This is a genomic window from Dactylosporangium sp. NPDC051541, assembly GCF_044454505.1.
GTDB lineage: Bacteria > Actinomycetota > Actinomycetes > Mycobacteriales > Micromonosporaceae > Dactylosporangium.
In genome coordinates this window covers 270581-295019 of sequence record NZ_JBITDU010000008.1, presented here as the reverse complement: position 1 = coordinate 295019, position 24439 = coordinate 270581, and the positions used below count along the sequence as shown (strand labels likewise).

18 protein-coding genes and 1 pseudogene are annotated in these 24439 nt (G+C 71.5%); 10 read left to right on the top strand and 9 right to left on the bottom strand.

Features of this window, described 5'->3' with window-relative positions; genetic code table 11:
• Window positions 1-839: 839 nt before the first annotated feature.
• Entirely contained in the window at window positions 840-2231 is a 1392-nt protein-coding gene (locus ACIA8L_RS33140; RefSeq protein WP_395910579.1) for a DUF1996 domain-containing protein, read from the top strand.
• Between the two features lie 125 nt (window positions 2232-2356).
• Here the strand turns inward: ACIA8L_RS33140 and ACIA8L_RS33135 are convergent, their stop codons facing one another.
• The 4 genes from ACIA8L_RS33135 to ACIA8L_RS33120 all read right to left on the bottom strand — a co-directional run bounded on the left by ACIA8L_RS33135 (window position 2357) and on the right by ACIA8L_RS33120 (window position 5521).
• Window positions 2357-3073 carry a hypothetical protein gene (locus ACIA8L_RS33135; RefSeq protein ID WP_395910577.1) on the bottom strand — a complete coding sequence of 239 codons (717 nt, stop codon included), beginning with the start codon at window positions 3071-3073 and terminating at the stop codon, window positions 2357-2359.
• Window positions 3070-3693: a LuxR C-terminal-related transcriptional regulator gene (locus ACIA8L_RS33130; protein WP_395910575.1), complete on the bottom strand. Its 624-nt coding sequence runs from the start codon at window positions 3691-3693 to the stop codon at window positions 3070-3072. Before ACIA8L_RS33130 ends, ACIA8L_RS33135 begins: the two co-directional genes overlap by 4 nt.
• Complete coding sequence (locus tag ACIA8L_RS33125; protein ID WP_395910573.1) at window positions 3690-4886, bottom strand: sensor histidine kinase; 1197 nt, start codon at window positions 4884-4886, stop codon at window positions 3690-3692. The genes ACIA8L_RS33130 and ACIA8L_RS33125 overlap by 4 nt, the downstream gene beginning before the upstream one ends.
• Window positions 4887-4954: 68 nt before the next feature.
• Window positions 4955-5521 (bottom strand): hypothetical protein, encoded by a 567-nt coding sequence (locus tag ACIA8L_RS33120; RefSeq protein WP_395910571.1) that lies wholly within the window; start codon window positions 5519-5521, stop codon window positions 4955-4957.
• Window positions 5522-5577: 56 nt separating this feature from the next.
• Between ACIA8L_RS33120 and ACIA8L_RS33115 the strand changes: the two genes are divergently transcribed.
• The 8 genes from ACIA8L_RS33115 (at window position 5578) to ACIA8L_RS33080 (ending at window position 19956) form a co-directional block, all read left to right on the top strand.
• Window positions 5578-7881 carry a putative bifunctional diguanylate cyclase/phosphodiesterase gene (locus tag ACIA8L_RS33115; RefSeq protein WP_395910569.1) on the top strand — a complete coding sequence of 768 codons (2304 nt, stop codon included), beginning with the start codon at window positions 5578-5580 and terminating at the stop codon, window positions 7879-7881.
• A gap of 366 nt (window positions 7882-8247) precedes the next feature.
• Entirely contained in the window at window positions 8248-8910 is a 663-nt protein-coding gene (locus ACIA8L_RS33110; RefSeq protein WP_395910568.1) for a hypothetical protein, read from the top strand.
• Window positions 8907-9755: a hypothetical protein gene (locus ACIA8L_RS33105; protein WP_395910566.1), complete on the top strand. Its 849-nt coding sequence runs from the start codon at window positions 8907-8909 to the stop codon at window positions 9753-9755. The genes ACIA8L_RS33110 and ACIA8L_RS33105 overlap by 4 nt, the downstream gene beginning before the upstream one ends.
• An 8-nt stretch (window positions 9756-9763) precedes the next feature.
• The gene (locus ACIA8L_RS33100) at window positions 9764-12772 is read left to right on the top strand and encodes a family 43 glycosylhydrolase (RefSeq protein ID WP_395910564.1); all 3009 of its coding nucleotides are present in this window, start codon (window positions 9764-9766) and stop codon (window positions 12770-12772) included.
• 7 nt (window positions 12773-12779) lie between these two features.
• Window positions 12780-13403, top strand: a complete 624-nt coding sequence (locus ACIA8L_RS33095) for a hypothetical protein (RefSeq protein ID WP_395910562.1) — start codon at window positions 12780-12782, stop codon at window positions 13401-13403.
• Between the two features lie 3 nt (window positions 13404-13406).
• Window positions 13407-14378 (top strand): hypothetical protein, encoded by a 972-nt coding sequence (locus tag ACIA8L_RS33090; RefSeq protein ID WP_395910560.1) that lies wholly within the window; start codon window positions 13407-13409, stop codon window positions 14376-14378.
• The gene (locus ACIA8L_RS33085; RefSeq protein ID WP_395910558.1) at window positions 14378-17650 is read left to right on the top strand and encodes a beta-L-arabinofuranosidase domain-containing protein; all 3273 of its coding nucleotides are present in this window, start codon (window positions 14378-14380) and stop codon (window positions 17648-17650) included. Before ACIA8L_RS33090 ends, ACIA8L_RS33085 begins: the two co-directional genes overlap by 1 nt.
• Before the next feature lie 86 nt (window positions 17651-17736).
• Window positions 17737-19956 (top strand): DUF6055 domain-containing protein, encoded by a 2220-nt coding sequence (locus tag ACIA8L_RS33080; protein WP_395910557.1) that lies wholly within the window; start codon window positions 17737-17739, stop codon window positions 19954-19956.
• Window positions 19957-20100: 144 nt separating this feature from the next.
• Here the strand turns inward: ACIA8L_RS33080 and ACIA8L_RS33075 are convergent, their stop codons facing one another.
• Window positions 20101-20724 (bottom strand): hypothetical protein, encoded by a 624-nt coding sequence (locus ACIA8L_RS33075; protein WP_395910555.1) that lies wholly within the window; start codon window positions 20722-20724, stop codon window positions 20101-20103.
• 406 nt (window positions 20725-21130) lie between these two features.
• Here ACIA8L_RS33075 and ACIA8L_RS33070 point away from each other — a divergent pair, with 406 nt between their 5' ends.
• Complete coding sequence (locus ACIA8L_RS33070) at window positions 21131-21547, top strand: MarR family winged helix-turn-helix transcriptional regulator (RefSeq protein WP_395910554.1); 417 nt, start codon at window positions 21131-21133, stop codon at window positions 21545-21547.
• On the opposite strand, the gene ACIA8L_RS33065 is transcribed toward ACIA8L_RS33070, so the two are convergent.
• The 4 genes and pseudogenes from ACIA8L_RS33065 to ACIA8L_RS33050 all read right to left on the bottom strand — a co-directional run bounded on the left by ACIA8L_RS33065 (window position 21544) and on the right by ACIA8L_RS33050 (window position 24400).
• Window positions 21544-22476 carry a zinc-binding alcohol dehydrogenase family protein gene (locus ACIA8L_RS33065; protein WP_395910552.1) on the bottom strand — a complete coding sequence of 311 codons (933 nt, stop codon included), beginning with the start codon at window positions 22474-22476 and terminating at the stop codon, window positions 21544-21546. The two genes, ACIA8L_RS33070 and ACIA8L_RS33065, sit on opposite strands and share 4 nt — an antisense overlap.
• Before the next feature lie 92 nt (window positions 22477-22568).
• Window positions 22569-23012: a GntR family transcriptional regulator gene (locus ACIA8L_RS33060; protein ID WP_395910551.1), complete on the bottom strand. Its 444-nt coding sequence runs from the start codon at window positions 23010-23012 to the stop codon at window positions 22569-22571.
• 9 nt (window positions 23013-23021) lie between these two features.
• Window positions 23022-23204 (bottom strand): annotated as a pseudogene (locus ACIA8L_RS33055) (GntR family transcriptional regulator); the annotation flags it as partial.
• A complete protein-coding gene (locus ACIA8L_RS33050) occupies window positions 23201-24400 on the bottom strand; it encodes a pentapeptide repeat-containing protein (protein WP_395910549.1) in 1200 nt (399 codons plus the stop codon). The pseudogene ACIA8L_RS33055 and the gene ACIA8L_RS33050, both read right to left, overlap by 4 nt.
• Window positions 24401-24439: the final 39 nt, after the last annotated feature.

Sequence of the window (24439 nt, the reverse complement as noted above, 5' to 3'; positions counted from 1 at the left end):
GCCTTTGCCGCCGCCCGCGCGGCTGGCCCGGCCTGCCCGCGCCCGCGTGGCTGGGCTGGCGTTGCCACCGCCACCGCGACCAGCCGCCGGCGCGACCGGCCCGCCTTTGCCGCCGCCCGCGCGGCCGGCCCCGCCTGCCCGCGCCCGCGTGACCGGCCCGCGTGAGCCGGCTTCCGCAAGGCGGTCCAGTCCGCGCGGACCGGCCTCCGCCCGGCTGTGATTGGACACGGACCTGCCCAGAGCGCGCGGCGGCGAGGCGGGACCGCAGCGTGCGGTTGCCGGTTCTCGGCTCGAGTGCGCTGCGTCTGTGAGGCGCGGCGAGCGTTCGGCGGTCTGTGCACGTGGTCGGCGTCGGCGTCGGCGTTTGCGTGCGGGCCGTCGTGCAGTGACGTGCGTGCGGCGGTTCGGGCTGCGGCGGTCGGTGGCGCGGGGCGAAAGGTGCGCGGCTGAAGCGCGCGCGTCGCGGTGATCGTGCAGCGGTGTGTGGCTGAGGTCGCGCGTCTGGCGGCGAGCATGTGGCGGCGAGCATGTGGCGGCGAGCATGTGGCGGCGAGCATGTGGCGGCGAGCATGTGGCGGCGAGCATGTGGCGGCGAGCATGTGGCGGTGCCCAGGTTTGTGTCGGTTGGTCGGGCGGCGGCGAGGGCGTTGCGGGCCGGGGCGGCGGCGCGAGGTTGGGGGGCTGGGATGGCGAGCGGGGGCTGGAGGCCCCGGCGGCGAGAGGTTGGATGGCCTCGGAATTGGGTCCCGCGCCTGGGACTTTCGGCTCAGCGATCTCGCCGTACGGTGTGCGCGCCCTCGCCATCGTTCGCGCACGTCGTTATGAGTTGGGAGATCCTCGTGCCAAACGTCAGGGGCCTCATCGCCGCAGCCGGGACTGCGGCGGCTGCCCTCCTGGTCGTCGCCGCCGCCATGGTGACGACCGCCGACGCCGCCACCGCGGTGACCGTGCAGGCGGAGGCATTCAACGCCCAGTCCGGGGCGCAGGTCGAGAACACCGTCGACACCGGCGGCGGGCAGGCCGTCGGATACCTCGCCGAAGGGGACTGGCTGCGCTACGACGGCGTCGATCTCGGCGCCGCCGGGGCGCTGAGCATCGGCGCCCGGGTCGCGTCGGCCGGGACCGGCGGGACGGGCCGCATCGAGCTGCGCACCGGCTCGCTCACCGGGCCGGTGCTCGCCCAGATCACCGTCGCCCCGACCGGCGGATGGCAGTCGTGGGTGACACTCACCGCGACCGCCGCCAGCCACCCGGCCGGCGCGCAGACCGTGTTCGCGGTCCTGCGCAACACTACGGGCGGCCGTGACTTCGTCAACATCAACTGGTTCTCGTTCACGAACGGGGCGACGGCTACGCCTTCTGGCAGCAGTACCCCCGCCGCCGGATGGGTCAACGTCGACGCCGCGCGATGGAACGCCCAGCTGGCCGAGTTCAACGCCATGCCCATGGACCCGGCGCCCGCCAACGCCGTCCGGGTCTCCGAGTTCAACGCCTCGTGCACCTACAGCCACTCGTTCAAGGACGACCCGATCGTCTTCCCCGGCCTGCCGGGCGCGTCGCACATGCACAGCTTCCTCGGCAACCACAGCACCAACGCCAACTCGACCGGTGACACCCTGCTCGCCAACGCGGGGACGTCGTGCGCGCCGGCGCCGGACCTGTCGGCGTACTGGGTGCCGACCCTGTACGACCACGGCGTCGCGGTCGAGCCGAAGGCCGTCGTCGTGTACTACGGCTCGCGGCTGGCCGACCCGGCCGGCACGGTGCCGTTCCCGCAGGGGTTCCGGATGATCGCCGGCGACGCGAAACTGCAGCAGCCGACCCCGGCCGGCTCCGTCAACCAGTTCTACTGCGCCGGCCCCGGCGGCGAGATCGGGCGGAGCGCGGACGGCAACTGGCCGCTGTGCGCGCCGACCGCGTCGCTGCTGTTCCAGCTGGTCTTCCAGGACTGCTGGGACGGCACGCACCTGGACAGCCCGGACCACAAGTCCCACGTGGCGTACTCCTACACGGGCACGTGCAGCGGCGCGTACCCGGTGAAGATCCCGTCGATCTCGTTCGTCCTGGCCTACCCGGCCAGCGGCTCGGCCGACGGCTTCACGCTCTCGTCGGGCATGGCGTCGTCCTTCCACGGCGACGCGTTCCTGGCGTGGGACAACGCGGCCCAGGGCCACCGGGTGAAGAACTGCATCGTCCAGAAGGCCAAGTGCAACACGGCCGGGGCGTTCTAGGGGCCGGCTCCGGGCCCGACGCTCTCCTGGAATTCGCCGCGGCGATCACGACTGAATTCGCCGCGGCGATCATGAACCGAATCGGGGGTTCGTTCCGATGAGGTAAGTGACGGGGCAGGACGCGGTCAGCGCAGTTCGATCCGGTTGATGTCGGGCGCATCGCCGGAGTCATTGAAGAACCGGATCCATGTGGTACCGGCCGGAAGATGCACGGTGAGGGAGGTGCGGGCGGGGATGAGGTAGTCACCGGCGCCGGCGAGCGTCATGGTGTGCACGGGCCCATCGGCCACGGCCACCTTGAGGGTGCGGAGAACCTCGGTCTCATACACGATGACCAGGGTGCGCTCGCCGGCGACGGGTACCTCGGGCACGCGGATGGCCAGTGTGTTCGGACCACCGATGTAGCCGACGCGGCTGCCGCCGTCGCAGGTGCCGCACTCGATGACCCGGGCTCCCTTGCGCAGGTTGGCCGCGTCCGCCGCGTGCAGGCTGATGGGGTTGAACGCCGGCCCGGCGGTGGTGGGCGCGGCGGTGGTGGGCGCGGCGGTGGTGGGGTTCGCGCCCGGCGGGGAAGATTGTGCGGGCCGTCCGATCGCCGACTGGGCCGCGGCCGACGGGGGAGTGGACGCGGTCGCTGGAGGGGTGGACGCGGCCGGCGAGAGAGCCGGGGACGAGGCGATCGGGGGCGTCAACGGGGGCGAGGGGGCTGCCGCCGGTGGTGATGAGGGCAGGACGAGGGGCGGGACGATCGCCACGGTGGCCGCCACGCCGACGGCCAGGGCGGCCCAACCCAGGCGGCGACGGAGGAGCGGGTTGCTGCGGGGGTCGGGGGAGGGGGTCAACTGCGGCCGGTCCAGCGGAGCAGGGCTTCGGTGCGGTTGGCGACCCGGAGTTTGGCGTACGCGCGGTGCAGGTGGTTCTTCACCGTCTTCTCGGTCAGCAGGAGGCGGTGGGCTATCGCGGCGTTGGTGAGGCCCTCGGTCAGGAGGTCCAGGACGTCCTGTTCGCGGCGGGTCAGGCCGTATCTGGGGCGGGGGCGGAGGGCGGGGCGGGAGCGCATCGTCGCGGTGGCGACCGCGGCGGCGGCCGGGGAGAGCCAGCCCTGGCCGGAGGCTACCGCGGTCACCGCCCGGTGCAGGTCGTCGGGGGTGAAGGTGCCGTGGACCAGGTAGCCCCGCGCGCCGCCGTGGAGCATGTCGGCTATCAAGGTGGGGTCGGGGTCGCTGGTCAGGACCAGGATCGAGGTCAGGCGGGCCAGGTCCGGCAGGACTGACAGGCCGTCGGCTATCGGCATCCGGTGGTCCAGCAAGGTGACCGTCGGGCCGGTGCGGCGGGCCTCGGACAGGGCCTCCAGGCCGTCGGCGGCCTCGGCGACCACCGTGACGTCGTCGGCCGCGTCGAGGTAGTCGCGCAGCGCGGTGCGGACGATCGGGTTGTCGTCTACCACCAGGACCGTGATCATGCGGGGATGGCGGCTTCCACTGAGGTACCGCCGCCGGGGTTGGAAACGACGCGCAGAGCGCCGCCGGAGAGTCTGGCCCGCTCGGACATGCCCAGGATGCCGTAGCGGTGTTCGGTGCGCAGGGTCACCAGGCTCGGCGGGACCGGGAAGCCGCGGCCGTTGTCGGTCACCGTCAGGGTCAGGCGGGCGGACACGACCGACAGACGGACCGTGACCGACGTGGCGGCGGCGTGGCGGGCGATGTTGCGCAGGGCCTCCTGGAGGATGCGGCACAGTTCGTAGCGGACCGGCAGCGGCGGGTCGGCCGGGGTCAGGTGCAGGACGACCTCGATGCCGGTGTCCTCCTGCCAGGACTCGCACAGGTCGGCCAGTACGGACTGGAAGGGGCGGGTCGGTTCGTCCGAGCGCAGGCCGTCCAGCAGGTCCCGGGCCTCCCGGGCGGCCGCGGCGGCGCCCGTCGAGACGGTGTCGGCCAGGCGTTCGGCCAGGTCCGGGTGGCGGCGGAGACTCTGCGGCAGGGCCAGGGCGGCGAACGAGACGCCGCGGAGGGTCTTCGCCACCGAGTCGTGCAGTTCGCGGGCCAGGCGGGCCCGTTCGTCGGCGGCCGCGGCGCGCTGGGCCGAGGCGACCACGGCGACGGAGAGTTCGACGTGGCGGCGCAGGGCGGCGGTGGCCACGGCGGCGCCGGTCGCGGCCAGGATGCACGCGATCGGGAAGGCCAGGACGAACTCGGCGTGGTCGGGGCCGGTGGCCAGGACCTGGGCCGCGACCCGGTAGCCGAGGGCGGCGTGGGCGGCGGCCAGCGGCAGGGCGCGCAGGCCGATCACGACACCGGCCAGGGCCGACGCGCCGGCGGCCGCGCAGAAGTACGCGATGCCCGGGTCGAGGGCCAGGATCGCCACGGTCAGCAGGCCGTCGATCGCCAGGACCGGGACCGGGTGGCGGACCACGTACGGGTTGCGGGCCAGCACCGCCAGGCCCGCCGCGCTCGTGAGCACCGCCACGGCCGCGGCCAGCATGAGCGAGCGCGCGTCGGGGACGAGGCGCAGCGCGGTGCCGGCCGCGGTGAGCGTGGCCGCGCCCCGGCCCAGCAGCACGGCCCGGGCCAGCGCGGCCGGTGCCACCGCCCGGAAGCCGGCGCCGGCCGACCAGGTCTCCGCCGACGTGGCCGGTGTCGCCCGATCGACGGTCATGTTCGGAATGTACCGGGTTTCGGGACTTTTTAAATGACTCGAACCGGAGAACTACCGACGCGAGAGTTTTACGCGCTGCGGACAACCGCCAGCACGCCGAAATCCGAGACCAGCGCGGGACCGTCGGGCGGGGTGGAGCCGTCGAGCACTCGGATCAGCTCCACGGCCCGATCGGCCTCAGGGAGTACCCCCGCGGCATTGGAACCGGTCCCGTGGACCGACATCAGCGGTGTCCGTGGGGCCCGTGTGCCGTGTTCGTCCGTGATCTCCTCGGGCGCCTCCGTCCCGCCCGTGAGGATCACCGTGGTCAGGGCGGCGATGTAGACGGGGTCGGTCTCCGCGTCGTAGACCCACCGTTGGCCGAGCACCGAATGCTCGGTGGTTCCGACCAGGGTGGCGCTGGGGAGGGGAGCGTCACGGTACGTGAGGGGCGCCAGGTAGACGGGGCCGTCGGCGGTCGCGCGGACCAGCAGTGTCTCCAGGCCGACCTGCCCGTCGGGGTCGTCGAACCGGCAGGCGCCGACCCGCTCGAGGGTGGGCTCGGCGGGGCCGGTGTACCACGGCTGGGACGGCAGCCAGGCGGCCAGCAGGTCGAGCTTGCCGGGGGTGATCGTCGCGCGATGCAGCAGGGCCATGCGGGAATGGTAGCGATCACACTCAGCCGGGCCCCGCCGCTGCCGATAGAGGCCAGGTGCGGCCGAAGCAGTGGTTGTGGTGGCTCCTCGCCGGAGTGGCGGCGGTCGGGGGCTACTTCCTGCTGCCCGCCGGGTCCGTTGCCCAGGCCTGTGTGTACAACAGCATCGGTACCGTCGCCGCGTTCGTCATGCTCGCCGGCGCCCGCGACACCGACCGGACCCGCCGCGTCGCCTGGCGGCTGAGCGCGGCCGGCACCGGGGTGTGGTCGGCCGGTGACTGGATCTACACGTACTACGAGCACGTGCGGCACACCGAGCCGTTCCCGTCACTCGCGGACGTGTTCTACCTCAGCGCGTACACCTTCCTGTTCGGCGCCCTGTTCATGCTCGGCCGGCGCCGCTCCCGCGGTCCGGGCTGGCCCGCGGCGGTCGACGCGCTCATCTTCGCCACCGGCACCGGGCTCGTGCTGTGGACGTTCGTGATGCAGCCGATCGCCAACGACAGTTCGTCGACGGTCGGGACGCGGGTGATCGCGATGGCGTACCCGGCCGCGGACGTCCTCCTGCTGGCCCTCGTGGCCCGGCTCCTCGGCTCCGGTTCGGCCCGGGACGCGAGCACCCGCCTGCTGGTGGTCGCGCTCGGGCTGCTGCTGGCGGCCGACATCGCGTATTCGGTCGTCACCTCGTACACCGAGTATCAGGGCGGGGCCTTCGACGCCGGCTGGATGCTGTCCTACGTCTTCTGGGCCGCGGCCGCGCTGCACCCGTCGGTCCGGGGCCGGGCGGCGGCCGCGCGGGACGGCACCGTGGCCGCCGGCGGTCTGCGGCTGGTCCTGTTCGCGGGTTCGTCGCTGCTGGCCCCGGCGGTCCTGGTGATCGAAGGTTTCCGCGACCCCCGGCACATCGAGTGGCTGGCCGTGGGGCTCTGCGCGGCCGTGCTGTTCCTGCTGTCGGTGCTGCGCATGGCCGGCCTCGTGCACCAGGTGCGCACCCTCGCCATGCGCGACGAGCTCACCGGCCTCGCCAACCGCCGCGCCCTGGAGGCGTGCATCCGCGCGGGCCTCGGCTCCGGGTCGCACATCGCGCTCATCGACCTCGACGACTTCAAAGCTGTCAACGACCGCCTCGGCCACGGCGTCGGCGACCGCCTGCTCACCGCCGTTGCCCAGCGGCTGACCAGCTTGGCCAGACCCGGTGACACCGTGGCCCGGCTGGGCGGCGACGAGTTCGCCGTCTACCTGCCCGGCACCTCGTCCGTGGTCGCGGATCGGATCGTGGCCGGCATCGTCGCCTCCCTCGACCGTCCGCTGGAGGCCGGCCCGCACCGCCTCCTCATGCGGGCCAGCATCGGTGTCGCCGACGACGCTTCGACGGACGATCCGTTCGAGCCGCTGCGCCGGGCCGACGTCGCGATGTACGCGGCGAAGGAGACCGGCGGCCGCCACCTGCGCTTCGACCCGGCCCTCGACGAGCGGGCGACCGGGCACGCCCAGCTGGGCGCCGAGCTGCGCACGGCTTTGGACGAGGGACAGTTCTTCCTGGTGTACCAGCCGATCGTCGCACTGCCTGAGGGCCGCACGGCCGCGGTGGAGGCGCTGGTCCGCTGGCGCCATCCGCAGCGCGGCCTGGTGTCCCCGGCCGAGTTCATCCCCGTCGCCGAGCACAACGGCCTGATCGTCGAGCTGGGCGCGTGGATCCTGTGCACAGCGGCGGCCCGGATGCAGGCGTGGCGGTCCGAACTGGGCCCCGACGCCCCCGGCTACGTGTCGGTGAACGTGTCGGCCCGGCAGCTGTCAGAGCCGGACTTCCCGGATTTTCTGGCGTCGGTACTGACACAGTCCGCCCTCCCCGCCGCCAACCTCACCGTCGAGGTGACCGAAACCGCGGTCTTCGACAGCTCGACCGCCCTGTCAGCCCTGCGCGCGATCAAGTCCCTGGGCGTGCGCATCGCCTTGGACGACTTCGGTACCGGCCACTCCTCACTGGGCCTCCTGCGCACCGCCCCCGTCGACGTCCTGAAGGTCGACAAGTCCTTCGTGGACGACCTGGCCGGCGGCGGCCACTCAGTCATCGCCACCGCTTTGATCGACGTCTCCGCGCACTTGGGCCTGATCGCGATCGCGGAGGGCGTGGAGTCGCCGGAGCAGGCGGAGGCATTGGCTCGCATGGGCTACCGCTACTTCCAGGGCTACCTCTTCGGCCGGCCGCAGGAAGACCCGACCTTCACCAGCGCCACTCCAGCCACCACCGATGCCGCCACCAGCGCTGCCGCCGCAACCGCCACCGCCACGGCCGCCGCAGCGCTGGCGACGCGCAGCCGGCCCAAGCACGCGCTGGTACAGAGCACCCCCAACCTCTGAGGTACCCACCACAACCCCGCCCCGTGACGCCGGTTGTGGTTGTGGGTGGAGGGGTCGAAAGCCAGCGCTTGCTCCAAAATGCGCCGAAGCGGTGAATCGCCCGTCGGGCGAAAAGTCGGATACGTCAGGCCGACGGAGTGGTTGGCGGGCCGGGAGCTGTGGCATTCGTGGTTGTCGCTTGGCGGGACAGGCTTGGGAGCGCTTCCGGCGCACGTCAGGGCGGCGTGCCGAAAAGGTTTCGAGATCGCGGCCGTGGCGGCGGGGCGGGTCACGGTTGGCTCACGCTTTCGAACGGCGGAAATAGACCGTTGACACGGCCGTAACGTGTTGCCACCATTCCCGAAAAGGTTTTCGAGAGGAGTGGTGGTGCGCGGCGGTCGGGCGAAGTTGGTAGCGCTCACATTGATCGTGCTCCTCGGGGGGTGCTCCGGGAAGGGCTCGCCCGCGCCGACGCCGGTGCCGGTCGACGGGGCCGACGGTGGTGGGCGGCTCGTGCTCTGGGCCCGGGCGCAGCTCGAAGTCCAGGCCACGCTGCTCGTCGACGCCTACAACGCGACCCACACCAACCAGGTCGAGCTCACCCTTCTGCCCGACCTTCCCGCCCGCGCCGACGCCGCCGCCACCGCCGGGGCCCTGCCCGACCTGCTCGCCGGGAGCGTCGCCGACGTGCCGGGCTGGACCGGGCGCGGGCTCTACCAGGACCTGACGGCGCGAGTGGCCCGGCTGCCGTTCGCCGCGCAGCTCAATCAGCCGGCGGTCCAGGCCGGGACGAAAGGCGGCGCGCAGCACGCACTGCCGTTCGTGCTCACGACGAGCGACGGCGAACAACAAAGCGACGGCCAGCAACAAAGCGACGACATCGGCATCTCCCGCGACGCCAAGCACGCCGACCAGGCCTGGAACTTCATCGCCTGGGTCCTCTCCGAGGAGGCCCAAGTCCAGGTGCTCGCCCGCAACGGGGATCAGGTCGCGCGGGCCGACCTGCAGCACAACGAATTCGCCACCCCTTCGAAAGGTGCCAGTTCGTGAGAAGCCTCCGCGCGGCGGCCGCGACAGCCGGCCTGCTGCTCACTGTCCTGATCCCGGCGACGGCCCACGCCGGAGCGCGGGCCGAAGCAAACGCCGCCGAGCCTGAGAACGTGGCCCTGACCGCGACCGCCTCCGCGTCGTACACCCCGGGCTGGGTCACGGCCGACAACATCAACGACGGTGTCCTGCCGACCGGCCCCATCGGGCCGAACGAGGACGTCTGGAACACCTGGCCCCAGGTCGGCGAGCAGTGGGTCCAGCTCGACTGGCCGACCGCGGTCACCGTCGGTCGAAGCCGCGTCTGGTTCACCCAGGACATCGACGGCGACGGTTTCGGGGTGGCCCCGCCGAGCGCCTGGAAGCTGCAGTACCGCACGGCCGCCGGCGTCTGGGCCGACGTCGAGCAGCCCAGCGCGTACGGCACACAGGCGACCGACTGGAACACCGTCACGTTCGCGCCCGTCACGACGACGAGCCTGCGCGCCCTGCTCACCGCGAGCGGCGCCGAGGAGGGCAAGGGCGCCCCGGGCGTGCAGGAGTGGGAGGTCTTCGACAACGGGGCGGCGCCGCAATACCAGGTCGAGGTCCAAGCCAAGACCCAATGCTTCGGGGGTACCGCCTTTGCCTCCGTCAACGCCCGCAACGCCGACGACGAGCCGCTCACGATCGCGCTGTCGACGCCGTTCGGGGCGCGCACGGCGACCGGCGTCGCCCCGGGGCGGTCCGCCTATCAGTCGTTCAACGCCCGCACCGCCACGGTCGCGGCCGGTTCGGCCACCGTGACCGTCACCGGCCCGGCCGGTACCAGCGAGATCAAGGCTCCTTACCCCGCCGTCACCTGTTAGGACACCCCGTGCGACAGCTGCGCCTCGCGGCGGTGGCGGGGCTGGTGCTGGCCGGGCTGCTGGTCAGCCCGGCGAGCCCGGCCGCGGCCGCCGACCCGACGTCATACACCTTCACCCACCAGGGCAACCCGATCCTCGCCGACGGCAGCTACTACACGGCCGACCCGGCCCCGCTCGTCGCCGGCGACGACCTGTACATCTACACCGGCCACGACGAGGCCGGCCCGGCCACCAACGACTTCCAGATGAACGAGTGGGGCGCCCTCAGGACGTCCGACGTCCAGAGTGGACAGTGGACGCACTACCCGTCGCTGGCCCGCCCGGAGACACTGTTCAGCTGGGCCACCGCCGGGCGCGCCTACGCCGGCCAGGTCGTCCAGGGCCCCGACGGCCGCTACTACTGGTACCTGCCGGTCAGCGAGCGCACCAGCACCGCCGCGGACAAGTTCGCCATCGGCCTGGCCGTGTCCGACCGCCCGACGGGGCCGTGGACGGACTACCTCGGGGGCCCGCTGATCTCGCAGCGGGTGCCGACGGCGAACACGATCCAGAACATCGACCCGACGATCCTGGTCGAGAACGGGCACGTGTACGTCTGGTGGGGCACGTTCGGCCAGCTGCGCATGCTCGAGTATCAGGCCGACATGAAGACGCCGGTCGGCACGCAGGCGACGGTCGGCGGGCTCACCGGCTTCTTCGAGGCGCCCTGGATCTTCAAGCGCGGGTCCGCCTACTACCTGGCCTACGCGGGCAACAACGCCGGTCCGGCCTCAGCCTGTACCCCCGCGAATTATCACGCTTGTATCGCCTATGCGACCGCTGCCTCCCCGGCCGGGCCGTGGACGTATCGCGGCACGGTCCTCGCGCCGGTGTCGTCGACGACCAGCCACCCGGGGATCATCCAGTTCCGGGGCCAGTGGTACATCACGTACCACACGGCCGACGCGGCCGGCGGGGGACACTTCCGGCGCTCGGTCGCGATCGACAAGGTCGAGTGGGACGACGCCCAGTCGCCGCCACGGATGCGGCTGGTCACGCCGACCCCGGTCAAGGAGCGCGACCGGAGCCCGCGGGCCAACATCGCCCAGGAGGCCAGGGTCACCGTGTCCAACGACCCGGTGCCGACGCAGTACTGGGTGAAGGCCCTCAACGACGAGCTCGTCCGGGCCAACCCACTCCCGCCGGACATGTGGGGCACCTGGACCGGGAGCAACCCGGCGCAGCAGTGGGTGCAGTACACCTGGGACCAGCCGATGCGGATCGCCGGCTCGCAGATCGACTTCTGGAACGACCAGCCGCAGGGCAGCGGCGTCGGGGTGGCCGCACCCGCGAAGTGGAAGATCCAGTACTGGAACCTCGCCACCGCGCAGTGGGCGGACGTGCCGAATCCGAGCGGCTACCCGACGTCGACGGCCGGCTGGCAGAACACCACGTTCGACCCGGTCACCACCACGCAGGTGCGGGCCACGTTCGACGCCTCCACCAACGGCAGCACCTTCTCGGCCGTCGCCGTCGAGGAGTGGAAGGTCCTGGCCGCGCAGCCCGCGTCGGTCACGGCTCCGGCGATCACCGTCGAGGTCGGCGAGGCCGAGCTGCCGGGCACGCTGCCGGTGACGTTCGGGTCCGAAACACTGCCGATCCCCGTGTACTGGGACCCGATCACCGCGGCGGAGCCGGGCCCGGTCACCGTCAAGGGCTCGGTGCTCGGCTACGCCGCCGGTCAGGTCACGGCCCAGGTCACGGTCGTCTCGCCGGGGGACACCGCCGGTGACGTGACCGCCCCGGCGCTGACCCTCACCCCGAGCGGCAGCGCGGGGACGAACGGCTGGTTCCGTTCGGCGGTCCGGGTCCGCGCGGCCGCGGTGGACGACCGCGGCGGCCGGATGACCATCCAGTCCACCGTGGACGGCGCGGCGCCGGTCAGCGCTTCGCCCGTGCGGTACACCGACGTCACCGTGAACGGCGACGGCCAGCACACCGTGACCGCCGCCGCGACCGACCGCGCCGGCAACACGTCCGCGGCCACCACGCTGCCGGTGCGCATCGACGCGACCGCACCCGCCAGCAGCGCGACCGTCGACGCGCGCACGGTCACGGTGACGGCCGGCGATGCCGGCGCGGGCATCGCCCGGATCGAATACATGCTGGACACCGGCGTTTGGACGATGTACAGCAGGCCCGTAGCCGCGCCGGACGCGAGCAAGCACACGGTGTCGTTCCGGGCCACCGACAACGCCGGCAACGTCGAGGCGGCGAAGGCGGTGACGATCCCGGCCGACATCTCCGGGCCGCTGTCCGGCAACGTCGGCCCGATCGGCACCCCGACCGCGTCCTACACGGCGTCCTGGAACAGCGTCACCGCGCTCAACGACAACGCCGACCCGGCGAACCCGGCCCAGGCCCAGATCTGGGGCACCTGGTCCGGCACCCGGCCGGCGACGCAGTGGGTCCAGTACGACTGGGCCCGGCCGATCCGCCTCACCGGTGCGGAGCTGAAGTTCTGGCAGGACTCCGACCGCGGCACCGGCGACGGTGTGGCCGAGCCCGACGGCTGGAAGCTGCAGTACTGGGACGGGGCGAGCTGGCTGGACGTGGCCGGGGCGAGCGCCTTCGGCACCTCGACGACCGCGTTCAACACCGTCTCGTTCACCCCGGTCGTCACGTCGAAGCTGCGGGCGACCGTCAACGCCAACGGCAACGGCACGACCTACTCGGCGGTCGCGATCACCGAGTGGCGGGTCTTCGCCGACGAGTTCGCCCTCGAGGTGACGGCCCAGCCCCGGTGCATCGCCGGCCGGGCCTACCTGGCCGTGCAGGCGCGCAACACCCAGGCCGCGGCGGTGGACATCGCCGTCGAGACCCCGTACGGCGGCCGCACCTTCGCGGCCGTCGCCCCCGGAGCACACGCCTACCAGTCCTTCCCGGCCCGGGCCGCGTCCATCCCGGCCGGCACCGTGACCGTGAACGTTGCCGGCACCACCCCCTTCACCGCCGCTTACGGCGCCCTCTCCTGTTAGGAGCAGCATGAACGCACGCGCTCGACTCCATCTGGCCACCGCGGCCGCCGTGTTCGCCGGCAGCGCGACCTTCGCGGGTGTCGCCGCCGCCGATCCCGGTGACTCCAGCGACGTCCAGGTGACCGTCGACATCCCCACGATCCACCAGCCCGGCGTCCTCGCGCTCAGCGTCGCCGCCAACGCGGTCAGCCTGTCCGAGAACGGCTCCACCCCCCTGGTGCGGCAGTTCACCGGCACCCTGCCGACGGTCACCGTCACCGACACCCGCACCGGCGACGAGATCCCGGCCGGCGCGAGCTGGGCCGTGCTGGGAACTTCGAGCAATTTCACGGGTACTGCCGGTCAGCCCGCCATCACCGCCGACCACTTCGGCTGGAAGCCGCGCCTGGTCGACGGCGGCGACACCGGCCAGGTCAGCGCGGGCGAGGAGGTCGTCACGGTCCTCGACGACCCGACCCAGCCCGGCAACAACGTCGGCCTCAAGGACCAGGAGCTGCTGGTGTCCACGTACGACTCGGCCGCGGTCACGGGCGGCTCGTACGACGTGAACGCCGACCTGTACCTGCGCACCCCGTCCGACGTCGCGGCCGGCTCCTACCACGCGACCCTGACCATCTCGCTGTTCGAGTAGGCGATGTCCCGAATCCCCGGCCGGACCGCGGCAGTGCTCGCCGCGGTCCTGGCCGCGCCCCTGATACCCGTCGCCGCGCCGGCGCCGGCGTTCGCCGAGGCGACCACGACGTGGACGGTGCAGCCGGCGAGCGAGCGCGGCCCGGACGGCCGGCGCTGGATCGAGCCGAGCCTCGACCCGGGTCAGGTCGTCACCGAGCACCTGGCCGTGCGCAACATCGGCAAGGCGTCCGCCGTCTTCGCACTGTCGGCGGCGGACGGGTACCTCACCGACAAGGGCCGGTTCAACATGCTGCCCGCGGACCAGCCGTCGAAGGACGGCGGCACGTGGATCGCGGTGCAGAAGAGCGTCACCGTGGGCCCGAACGAGACGAAGGTGGTGCCGTTCACCATCACCGTCCCGCGTGACGCCACCCCCGGCGACCACCCGGCCGGCATCGCCGCGTCGATCCTGAGCACCTCCGGCACCGTCTCGGTCGACAGCCGGGTCGGCTTCCGGGTGATGCTGCGGGCCACCGGCACCCTGACCCCGGCCGTCACCGCGACGCAGCTCACCGTCCGCTACGAGCGGTCCTGGAACCCGCTGCGCGCCGGCACCGTCCACATCGGATACACGACCACCAACTCCGGCAACGTGCGGGTCGAGCCCCGCGGCCGGGCCGAGGTCGCCGGGTGGTTCAACTCCCGCGGCCACGACGCCGGCGGCGGCGAACTGCTGCCCAAGGGCGCCCGCAGCGACCGGGCGACCGTCGGCGGGGTGTGGGCGCTGGGCCGGGTTACGACCACGGTCACGATCACCGGGGCCGGCCCGCCCGTGACCGTCTCGGCCGGCTCCTGGCTCATCCCCTGGCCCCAGCTGCTCGTCGTACTCGTTGTCGCCGCATCGATCCTCGCCTGGCGCCTGCGCCGTCGCCGCTTCGTCCGGCTGATCGAGCAGGCCCGCCAGGAAGGCCGCCTCTCCGCGAAGGACAGTTGATGACCTCCATCAAGCGTCGCACCCTGCTGCAAGCCTCGGCCCTCGGCGCCGCCACCGCCGCGCTGGCGCCCGAAGTCACCGCCGCCGTCCCCGCCTTCGCGGCCGTACCCCCGCAGCCCGGCCCGGGTGGCACGGCCCCGGTCCGCCCGTTCCAGCTCAGCGAGGTCAAGCTCGGCGGCGGGCTGTTCCAGGAGAAGCGCGACCGCACCAAGGCGTTCCTGCGCGCCTACGACGAGCGCCGCTTCCTCGTGCTGTTCAACAACCAGGCCGGGCGCACCAACCCGGCGGGCGTCAACGTCCCCGGCGGCTGGGAGGACGGCGGCCTGCTCAGCGGCCACTGGGCCGGGCACTACCTGACCGCCCTCGCCCAGGCCCACGCCGACCAGGGCGAGGCCGTCTACAAGAGCAAGCTCGACTGGATGGTCAACGAGTTGGCCGCGTGCCAGACCGCGATCACCGCGCGGATGGGCACCACGCCCGGCGGCGGGGGTGAGCAGCCGGCGCCCGCGATCGGCCGGGTGCCGGGCCGGTTCGGCAACGCGCTCAAGCTCAACGGCACCAGCAAGGCGCAGTACTGCACCCTGCCCCAGGAGGCGATCAACCAGCTCACCGACTTCACGATCGCGACCTGGCTCAACCTGGCCTCCACGGGCAGCTGGACCCGGCTGTTCGACTTCGGCCAGAGCACCGCGATCAACATGTTCCTGACCCCGCGGGCCGGCGTGACCGGCAACGTCCCGCGCTTCGCCATCACCGTCGGCGGCTCCGGCGGCGAGCAGCAGATCAACGGCACGGCCGCGCTGCCCGTCAACCAGTGGGTGCACATCGCGGTCACCCTGAGCGGCGGCACCGGCACGATGTACGTCAACGCGCAGCCGGTCGGCACCAACACCGCCATGACGCTCAACCCGTCCCGGCTCGGCAACCCGGGCAACCGGTGGATCGGCCGCTCGCAGTACGGCGACCCGTTCCTCGACGCTACCGTCGACGAGTTCCACATCTTCGACCGGGCCCTGACCCAGACCGAGCTGCTCACCCTGCTCGACTCGCCGGCCGGCTCCACGGGCGGCGGGAACATCGCCTGGTACCGCTTCGACGAGACGGACGGGACCGCGCTCAAGGACGCCTCGCCCAACGGCCGCGACGCCGGCATCGTGGCCGCCTCCACCGCCGGCGCCGCCGACTGGGTCCCGACCTACCCCGGCTACCTCGGCGCGATCCCGGAGGACGCGGTGCTGCGCCTCGGCCCGCCGCGCTGGGCGGTCTACGGCGGCAACGCCGACACCAACACGTGGGCGCCCTGGTACACCCAGCACAAGATCATGCGGGGGCTGCTGGACGCCTACTACCACACCGGCAACGCCCAGGCCCTCGACGTCGTCACGAAGATGGCCGACTGGGCCCACCTGGCGCTGACCATCGGCGACAAGAACCACCCCGGCTACACCGGCCCGCTGACCCGCGCCGACCTCAACTACATGTGGGACCTGTACATCGGCGGCGAGTTCGGCGGCGCCAACGAGGTCTTCCCCGAGATCGCCGCGCTCACCGGCGACGCCAGGCACCTGGACACCGCCAAGTGCTTCGACAACCGCGAGTCGCTGTTCGGCGCCTGCGTCGAGAACCGCGACATCCTCGTCGTCACGCCGCAGAACCGGCCCGGCCGCCGCCGTGCCGAGCGCCTGCACGCCAACACGCACGTGCCGCAGTTCATCGGCTACCTGCGCATCTTCGAGCACGGCGGCGGCCAGGACTACTTCACCGCGGCCAAGCACTTCTACGGCATGATCGTGCCGCACCGGATGTTCGCCCACGGCGGCACCAGCGGCAACTACCCGGGCTCCAACAACAACCTCGAGCTGTTCCAGAACCGCGACAACGTCGCCAACGCGGTCGCGACCAGCGGCGCCGAGACCTGCACCACCTACAACGTCATGAAGCTGGCCCGCAACCTGTTCCTGCACGAGCACGACCCGGCGTACATGGACTACTACGAGCGCGGCCTGCTCAACATGATCCCGGGCTCGCGCAACGACAGCACGTCCACCGGCGACCCGCAGGTGACCTACTTCCAGCCCCTCGCGGCCGGGACGGTGCGCAGCTACGGCAACACCGGCACCTGCTGCGGCGGCACCGGCCTGGAGAACCACACCAAGTATCAGGAGACCATCTACCTCAAGTCCGACGACGGCTCGGCACTGTGGGTCAACCTCTACGCACCCTCGACGCTGACGTGGGCCGAGCGGGGCTTCACGGTCACGCAGGCCACCGCGTACCCGCGGGAGGACCGCACGAAGCTGACCGTCGACGGCACCGGCCCGCTCGACCTGAAACTGCGGGTCCCCGGCTGGTGCCGGCGCGGGTTCACGGTCGCCGTCAACGGCGTCGTCCAGAACCTCGACGCCCGGCCCGGCACCTACGTGACGCTGAGCCGCAGCTGGACCCCCGGCGACGTGGTCGACGTGCGGATCCCGTTCGTCATCCACGTCGAGCGGGCCATCGACCGGCCCGAGTCGCAGAACCTGTTCTGGGGCCCGGTGCTCCTGCAGATCCTCGGCGCCGCGAGCCGGGACCTGACGCTGTACAGGTTCCTGAAGCGCGACGGCGACTACAGCCGCGCGGCCGTCACGGCGGGCACGGTCACGGCGGCCGGGGACCGGACGTTCACCGCCGGCGGGTTCACGCTGCGGCCGTACTACATCAGCGACAACCAGGCCACGTCGTCCTATTTCCGCCGGGTCGAGCCGACGATCGTCTTCGGCTCCGTCGACTCCGGCGTCCCCAACCGCAAACGCGACGACGGCCTGCCCAACTACGACGTCCCCGTCAGCGGGGTCACGTCGCCCGGCACGGACGGCCCGACGTTCCTGGACCTGCTGTGGGACCAGGCGCCGTTCGCCTCGCACAGCCAGTTCGTGGACGCGGTCACCGCCCTCGCGTCCACCCTGCTCAGCGCGGCCGAGCAGGACACCGTGGTGGCGGCGGCCAACGCGGCCCGGGCCGAGCTCGCCACCTTCGCGGTGGAGGTGACCGCGCGGACCCAGAAGATCGGCACGACGATGTACGTGTCCGTGAACGCCCGCAACGACAGCGACGTACCCCTGACCCTGGAGCTGATCACCTCGTACGGCTCGCGGACGGTGACCGGCGTGGCCCCCGGGAAGTCGGCCTACCAGTCGTTCAACACCCGCGCCGCGTCCATCCCGGCCGGCACCGTCACGGTCAGGGCGACCGGCCAGGGCGCGACCGCCGAGTTCACCGCCGCCTACTGATGTAATTTTCGGGCCTGGGGGCCTGCTTCCCGCGTGCTCCCAGGCCGTTCTTGCGCCGAAAAGGTTTTCGGGCCAGGTTGTGGCTTATGACCCCCATTCACCCCCGTCTACGTCGGCGGGTCTGGCTGGCGCCGGTGATCGCGCTCCTGGTGATCGCCGGCGCCCTCGTCGCCCTGCAGACCCGGCCCGCCGCGGCCGCCACGAAGTCCGTCTACATCCCGGCCCGCTGGACCCAGACCGGCGAAGTGCCGTGGGCGCAGAACCGCACCAAGGAGTCGAACAACTTCATCCTGCTCTGGGGTGAGAAGTCGGGCACTACGCCCACGTCGGCGCCGTCGCCCTACAACTTCGACCCGAACAGCATCGTCACGCAGCTGGAGAACCTGTACTCCTTCTACGTGAACCAGATGCAGTTCACGCCCGAACAGGGGCTGCTCGCACAGTACAAAATCATCGTCATTGTCACGAACACGTGGAACCGCACCGAACTCAACGCGTGGGCCACGGGTGGCTCCGTCGACGGCAAGGTCGGCGTCATCAACATCGATCCGAAAGCGGCGCTGCCGGGATCGTGGGGTCTCGCCCACGAGCTCGGGCACGTGTTCCAGAACTACACGTTCCTGGGCCGCTCCGGATACGGTTTCACCGACGCCGGCGCGGGCACGTTCTGGGAGACCAGCGCCGAGTTCATGGCCATGCAGGCGCTGCCCACGACGGCCGCCGGTGACCTGAGCCGCTGGCTGCGCTCGGAGAACCTCTACTACAGTTCCAGCCGCCACCATTACGGCAACTGGATGCTGGCCCAATACATCAAGGACCGCGACGGCCTCGCGATGTTCAACCGCATCTGGAACGAGGCGAAGAGCAACGAACATCCGCTCGAGGTGTACCGCCGGATCACGGGCATCACCCAGGCCGAGCTCAACCGCCGGGTGGGTGAGTACGCGACCCGCACCGTGACGTACGACTTCGGCAATAAGTCGACGCTGATGCCGTTCATCAACAACGTCTACGGCGCCGGCTTCCTCAACAACGCCTACAACGGCGGCAATGTCGAAGCGGTCGACGCCTCCCTGGGCCATTTCCGCATCAACTCCCGCGTCGCCCCCAGCGACTACGGCTTCAACAAGATCAAGCTGGTCCCGGCGACCGACGGCGGGCTGGTGAAGCTCCGCCTCAAGGGCCACAGCGAGACGGGCGCCAGCGGCTGGACGTTCGGCCTGGTCGCGGTGAAGAACGGGACGCCACGGTACTCGAGCCTGGTCGTCGGCACCGACGGCCAGATCGACTTCCAGCTGCAGTCCGGTGAGAAGGACGTCTGGCTGGTCGTCACGGCCACGCCCAACGCGGTGCCGCACTACGCGTTCCTGGACGGCTACAACAAGGCCCGCCGCTTCCCCTACGAGTTCCGGGTCTCCGGTGCCACCCCGTCCGGCTTCGAACCCGGCTACGTGAAGCCGGCCGCGACCAACGGCGGCCACTGGCACGCCAACGGCGGCGGCTGGGTGGCGGGCAACGCCAGCGTCGCATCGACCGCCTACGTGGGCCCGAAGGCCGCCGTCTACGCCGGCACGGTGACCGGCAACGCGCGCATCGAGGGCCTGGGCTGGGTGAACGGCGGCACGGTCGGCGGCAACGCCATCGTGAAGGACAACGCCCTGATCCAGAACGGCGCCAACCTCTCCGGCAACATCGTGGTCGGCGGCGACGCCGAGTTCGCGATCGCCTGCGGCTCCGGCACCTACCTCGCCTTCAACCCGGACCGCAAGTGCGACGGCGGCGGGGGCGAGACCGACATCAACCCGTCCTTCACCACGTTCGCCAGCGCCGACCTGGCCATCGGCGGCGGCACCACCACCCCACCCCCGACCTCCGGCGTCAACGTGGCCGGCCAGGCGACCCCGTCCGCGTCCTACACCTCGTCGTGGGAGTCGGTGAACGCCATCAACGACGGCATCGACCCGACCTCCTCGAACGACACCGTGAACCCGAGGTGGGGCACCTGGCCCAACAGCGGCCAGCAGTGGGCCGAACTCCAGTGGTCAAGCGCCCAATCCCTGAACAAGGCCCAGGTGTACCTCTTCGACGACAACCAGGGCATCGACGTCCCCAGCTCCTGGAAACTCCAGTACTGGACGGGCACCACCTACGCCGACGTCCCCGGCGCCTCCGCCTACTCGATCAATGCGAACACGTACAACACCGTCACCTTCACCACGGTGTCGACGACCCGCCTACGAGTACTCCTGCAATCCAACGGCACCAACTCGGTAGGCCTCCTGGAGGTCAAGGCCTACACCGCATAACACCTTTCCGGTAGGTGGCCCGGCCGCCGCGGTGCCACCTACCGGAGCAGGGCAACTGTTCCGCTTCGACGGGCACCGCTTCGAGGGGCACCGCGATGTGAGCTCGGCCGAGTCTGGCCGCCCGATCGGTGGCCGAAGTGATCACTATTCGCAGCTGAAGATCCCGCCGCACCAAAGGCGCTCGAACGGAACCAACAACGAACCGAATTCTGTCCTTGTCGCCGCAGGCGCCCCCGCGCCGCCACCACCGAGTGCCGACCACGACGCACCCGCCGGCAAACCACGAACCCCGGCCACCGATCGGGCAAACAACCATCGGTCGTAACCAAAATTACTCCGGTAGTTCCCATCGGCCGAGCTCACATCGCGGTGCCGCTCCAAGCGGACTATCCGCCGCGGCTCGGCGACGACGACGGCGTCCGGCTGGACGTCACGAACGTTCTCGACATCGGGTGCGGCCACCGGCTCGTCGACCTGCTCCGACACTTCCACGACCGGCTCCGGCAGCTCAGCGACCGGCTCCGGCGGCTCAGCAACCGGCGCGAGCCGGGCAGCCCGGGCCTGAATCCACTCCTCCTTGGTCACGGGCACGTTGTCGCCATAGATCCGGCGGAGTTTCGCCTCGTGCCGCCGCTCGAGGCCCCAGTCGCGTTGTTCTTTGTGCACGCGCCGGAACTCCTCAACCATCGGGCTGTATTTCCGCGATCGGGTCCGGTCGCGCATTGTCGCCGTCTCGCTCTGGTTGAAAAAGCTCATCTGCCCCCGCATGCCCCCATTCTCCCAGACCCGGAGATCATGTACATCCACCTATTTCGTGTGGCATATGTGGCGCTCATTACTTCGGTCGTAGGGGCACCGCGATGTGAGCTCGGCCGGTGGGAAAATACCGGAGTAGCTTTGGTTACGACCGTTGTTTGGTTACCCGATCGGTGGCAGGGTCCGTGGTTTGCTGCGCGGTTCGTCGTGGTCGCTATTCGGTGGTAACGGGTCGTGGCGCCGGCGGCGAAAGAAAAGATTGCGATTCGTCGTTGATTGCCGGTCGGTTCATGAGGCCGCCGCTCGAGTTCCCGGGGGAGCGTGGGTGGGGGTGCGGGTCCGGTGGTGCGGGACGCCGTACGCTCCGGTTCAGGGAATCTCGACGGCGGCACGGCTGATGGTCACTCCAAAGGGAAACATGGACGACGACGAACTCATCGATGCACTCGCGCAGACCGCGTTCGCCGTCATGGCGGCCCTCAACCGGGTCGGCGCGGAGTATGACCTGTCGCTCACGCAGCTGCGGGTGCTCGGCATCCTGCGGGACCGGCGGATGCGGATCTCGGAGCTCGCCGAGTACCTCGGGCTGGAGAAGTCCACGATCACCGGGCTGGTCGACCGGGCCGAGAAGCGGGGGCTGCTGACCCGGGCGCCGAACGCGACGGACGGCCGGGCCGTCGACGTGTTCATCACGCCGGCGGGGGAGGCCCTCGCTGTCCCGGCCTACGCGCGCCTGGTCGAGCTGCTGGCCCCGCCCCTCGCGGCGCTGCAACCGGCCGAGCGCCGCCAGCTGCGGCAGCACCTGCGGACGATGCTGGGCCCGGAGTCGGTTTAAGGGACAAAGACAATGCGGTCGGGGGTGCTGGCTGTGGCCGTCCACGCCTGCTCGACCTCGGCCAGCGGCACGGCCCGGGCCCGCACGTCGAAACCGCCGGCGGTGACGGCCGCGACCATCTTGGGCATCTCCTTCAGGAAGTCCCGGCCGGGGACGGAGCCGATGCCGCTGCCGACGATCTGCAGTCGCGCCGAGCGCAGCGCCGCCGACGGGATCGGCGCGTCCTGGCCGGCGACCGAGCCGATCTGAATCCAGGTGAGCTGGGCGGCGCGGTCGGCCCGGGCGGTGAGCATGTCGACCATGGCCCGCGCGGCCGGCTCGCCCCACACGTAGTCGATGACCACGTCGACGTCGGCGGCCCGGGTCAGCTCGTCGAACGTGCAGACGACGTCGGCGCCGAGGGCCCGCAGCCGCTCCAGCCGGGCCGTGTCCCGCCCGGCCGCGATGACCTGCCCGGCGCCGAACCGCTTGGCGACCTGGATGGCCATCCGCCCGGCGTTCCCGGTCGCGCCGAGGATCAGGACCTTCTGCCGCCGGTGGAACTCGGTGCGCCGCTGCAACGCCACCCACGACGACATCACGGGGTTCATCGCCGCCGCGACCAGGACCGGGTCGATGCCGTCGGGGAGCACGACGCTGCGGTCGGCCTCGATGACGGTCCGGTCGGCGAGGGTGCCGAGGGTCGTGTCGTCGAGCACGGTGTAGCGGATCTTGCCCTTCGGGTCGCGGACGACCGCGTCGATGCCGGGGATCAGCGGCAGCTCGCCGGTGCTGGTGTAGTGCGAGCCGTCGGCCTGTGACCGGGTCCGCGGGTGCAGGGCGGCGGCGAGGACGTCGACGACCATCTCGTCCCGGCCGCGGGCGACGGGCTCGGGGTGCTCCTGGTAGCGGGGCGGGGTGCCGAACGAGGTGACGACAGCGGCGTGCATGACAGTGCCCTCCAAAAGACGTAGTTCGTATCACCAACCATCTTAGGATGGTTCGTGTTACCAACTATGTCAAGTCCTGGGCCGGTCGCTCGCTACTCCAGCGCTGAGTCCAGTTCGTGGCGGGCGGAGAGGATGTGGGTGCGCATCGCGGACTCGGCCCACGGGGCGTCGTGGCGGCGGACGGCGGACAGGATTTCGCGGTGCTGCTGCAGGCTGATCCGCAGCCGCGACGGCGAGTAGCCGATGAACGTGCGGACCACGACCGGGACCTGGATCAGGGTGCGGATCATGCCGGGCAGCAGGGAGTTGGCCGACGCTTCGTGGACCAGGGCGTGAAACCGGTCATTGAGCGCGGCCACCGCCTGGATGTCGGCCGGCTCGGTGGCGGCGGCCGCGTCCATCTCGTCGCACAGCTTCGCCATCGCGTCACGCTGGTCATCGGTGGCGTGGTCGGCGGCCAGGCCGGCGGCGTGGCCCTCGAGCAGGGCGCGGACCGAGAACAGCTCGTCGAGCTGGGCCCGGGTCCAGGTGCGCACGTAGGCGCCGCGGTTGGGGAAGACCTCGATCAGGCCCTCGGAGTGCAGGCGCCGGATCGCCTCGCGGACGGGGGTGCGGGAGACGGCCAGGTGGCCTGCCAGCTCGACCTCGCCGAGCTGGGCGCCGGGGGGATAGGTGCCGTCCAGGATGCCCCGGCGCAGCGCCGCGTAGGCGTGTTCGACCGCGTTCAGCTTGCCGCCTCCGGTGGGAACGGGTCGGTGCGACCCAGTTGTGCGGGTACCTGCTTGCCGAGCGTACGTTCCACCAGTGCGGTGGCGTCCATCAACCCTTTGACGGACAGCCCGGTCTCATACCCGTCCCGGTGCAGCGCCCACGCCAGGTCCTCGGTGGCGATGTTGCCGGTGGCCCGCGGCGCGAACGGACACCCGCCGATGCCGCCCGCGCTCGCGTCCAGTGCCACGGCCCCGGCGGCGATGGCGGCGTAGGCGTTGGCGTACCCGCTGTTGCGCGTGTTGTGGAAGTGGCAACGGATCGGCCGGTCGGTCACCTCGCGCACGGCCCCGATGAGCGCGGCGATCCGCCCCGGCGTCCCGACACCGATCGTGTCGGCCAAGCACACCTCGTCCACGCCCCCGAAGCCCCCGCCACCGCCGCCGCTCGCGCCCCCGCCGCCGCTCGCGCCCCCGCCGAGGCTCGCGCCGCCGAGACTCGCGCCGCGGAGGCCTGCGTCGCGGAGGCTCGCGCCGTGGAGACCCGCGTCGCGGAGGCTTGCGTCGTGGAGGCTCGCGCCGTGGCGGAGGCTCGCGGCGTCGCCGAGGCTCGCGCCGCCGAGACCCGCGTCGCGGAGGCCTGCGTCGCGGAGGCCTGCGTCGTGGAGACCTGCGCCGTGGAGGCTCGCGCCGTCGCCCAAGCCGGCTCCGCCGAAGCCCGCACCGCCGGAGAACGCCTCGATGATCCGCAGCACCTGCGCGGGCTCGACCTCGCCCTCGAACGGGCAGCCCCACGCCGCGCCGACGGTCAGCGTCACGCGCATGCCGAGATCGTGCGCCTGCGCGGCCAGTTTGCGTGACGAGGCGACGGCCGCGGCGACCGGTGCGCCCTGGTTGCGCAGCGAGAAGCTGTCGGTGGCGACCAGTACCAGGTTGATCTCGTCGACCCCGGCCGCGCGGGCCCGTTGCAGCCCCCGCTCGTTGAAGACCAGCGCGCTGACGGTGACGTCCTGCAGGTCCTTGATGCCGGCGAGCACATCCTCGGCGTCGGCCAGCTGCGGTACCCGGTCCGGCCGCACGAAGCTGGTGACCTCGATCCGCCGGGCGCCCGCCGCCGCCAGTCGACGAATGAACGCAATCTTCGTGTCGGTGGGTACCATCGCCGCCTCGTTCTGCAGCCCATCACGCGGCCCCACCTCGACAATGTCGATCCGCATCAGCTCACTCCGTCCCACCGCCAGCCCAAATTGTATGCA

Coding starts and splice junctions, on each gene's coding strand:
- ACIA8L_RS33130 (WP_395910575.1), bottom strand. CDS start 3,693: ATGATCACGGTCCTGGTGGTAGACGACAACCCGATCGTCCGCACCGCG.
- ACIA8L_RS33125 (WP_395910573.1), bottom strand. CDS start 4,886: ATGACCGTCGATCGGGCGACACCGGCCACGTCGGCGGAGACCTGGTCG.
- ACIA8L_RS33120 (WP_395910571.1), bottom strand. CDS start 5,521: ATGGCCCTGCTGCATCGCGCGACGATCACCCCCGGCAAGCTCGACCTG.
- ACIA8L_RS33095 (WP_395910562.1), top strand. CDS start 12,780: ATGAACGCACGCGCTCGACTCCATCTGGCCACCGCGGCCGCCGTGTTC.
- ACIA8L_RS33090 (WP_395910560.1), top strand. CDS start 13,407: ATGTCCCGAATCCCCGGCCGGACCGCGGCAGTGCTCGCCGCGGTCCTG.
- ACIA8L_RS33085 (WP_395910558.1), top strand. CDS start 14,378: ATGACCTCCATCAAGCGTCGCACCCTGCTGCAAGCCTCGGCCCTCGGC.
- ACIA8L_RS33080 (WP_395910557.1), top strand. CDS start 17,737: ATGACCCCCATTCACCCCCGTCTACGTCGGCGGGTCTGGCTGGCGCCG.
- ACIA8L_RS33075 (WP_395910555.1), bottom strand. CDS start 20,724: ATGCGGGGGCAGATGAGCTTTTTCAACCAGAGCGAGACGGCGACAATG.
- ACIA8L_RS33070 (WP_395910554.1), top strand. CDS start 21,131: ATGGACGACGACGAACTCATCGATGCACTCGCGCAGACCGCGTTCGCC.
- ACIA8L_RS33065 (WP_395910552.1), bottom strand. CDS start 22,476: ATGCACGCCGCTGTCGTCACCTCGTTCGGCACCCCGCCCCGCTACCAG.
- ACIA8L_RS33050 (WP_395910549.1), bottom strand. CDS start 24,400: ATGCGGATCGACATTGTCGAGGTGGGGCCGCGTGATGGGCTGCAGAAC.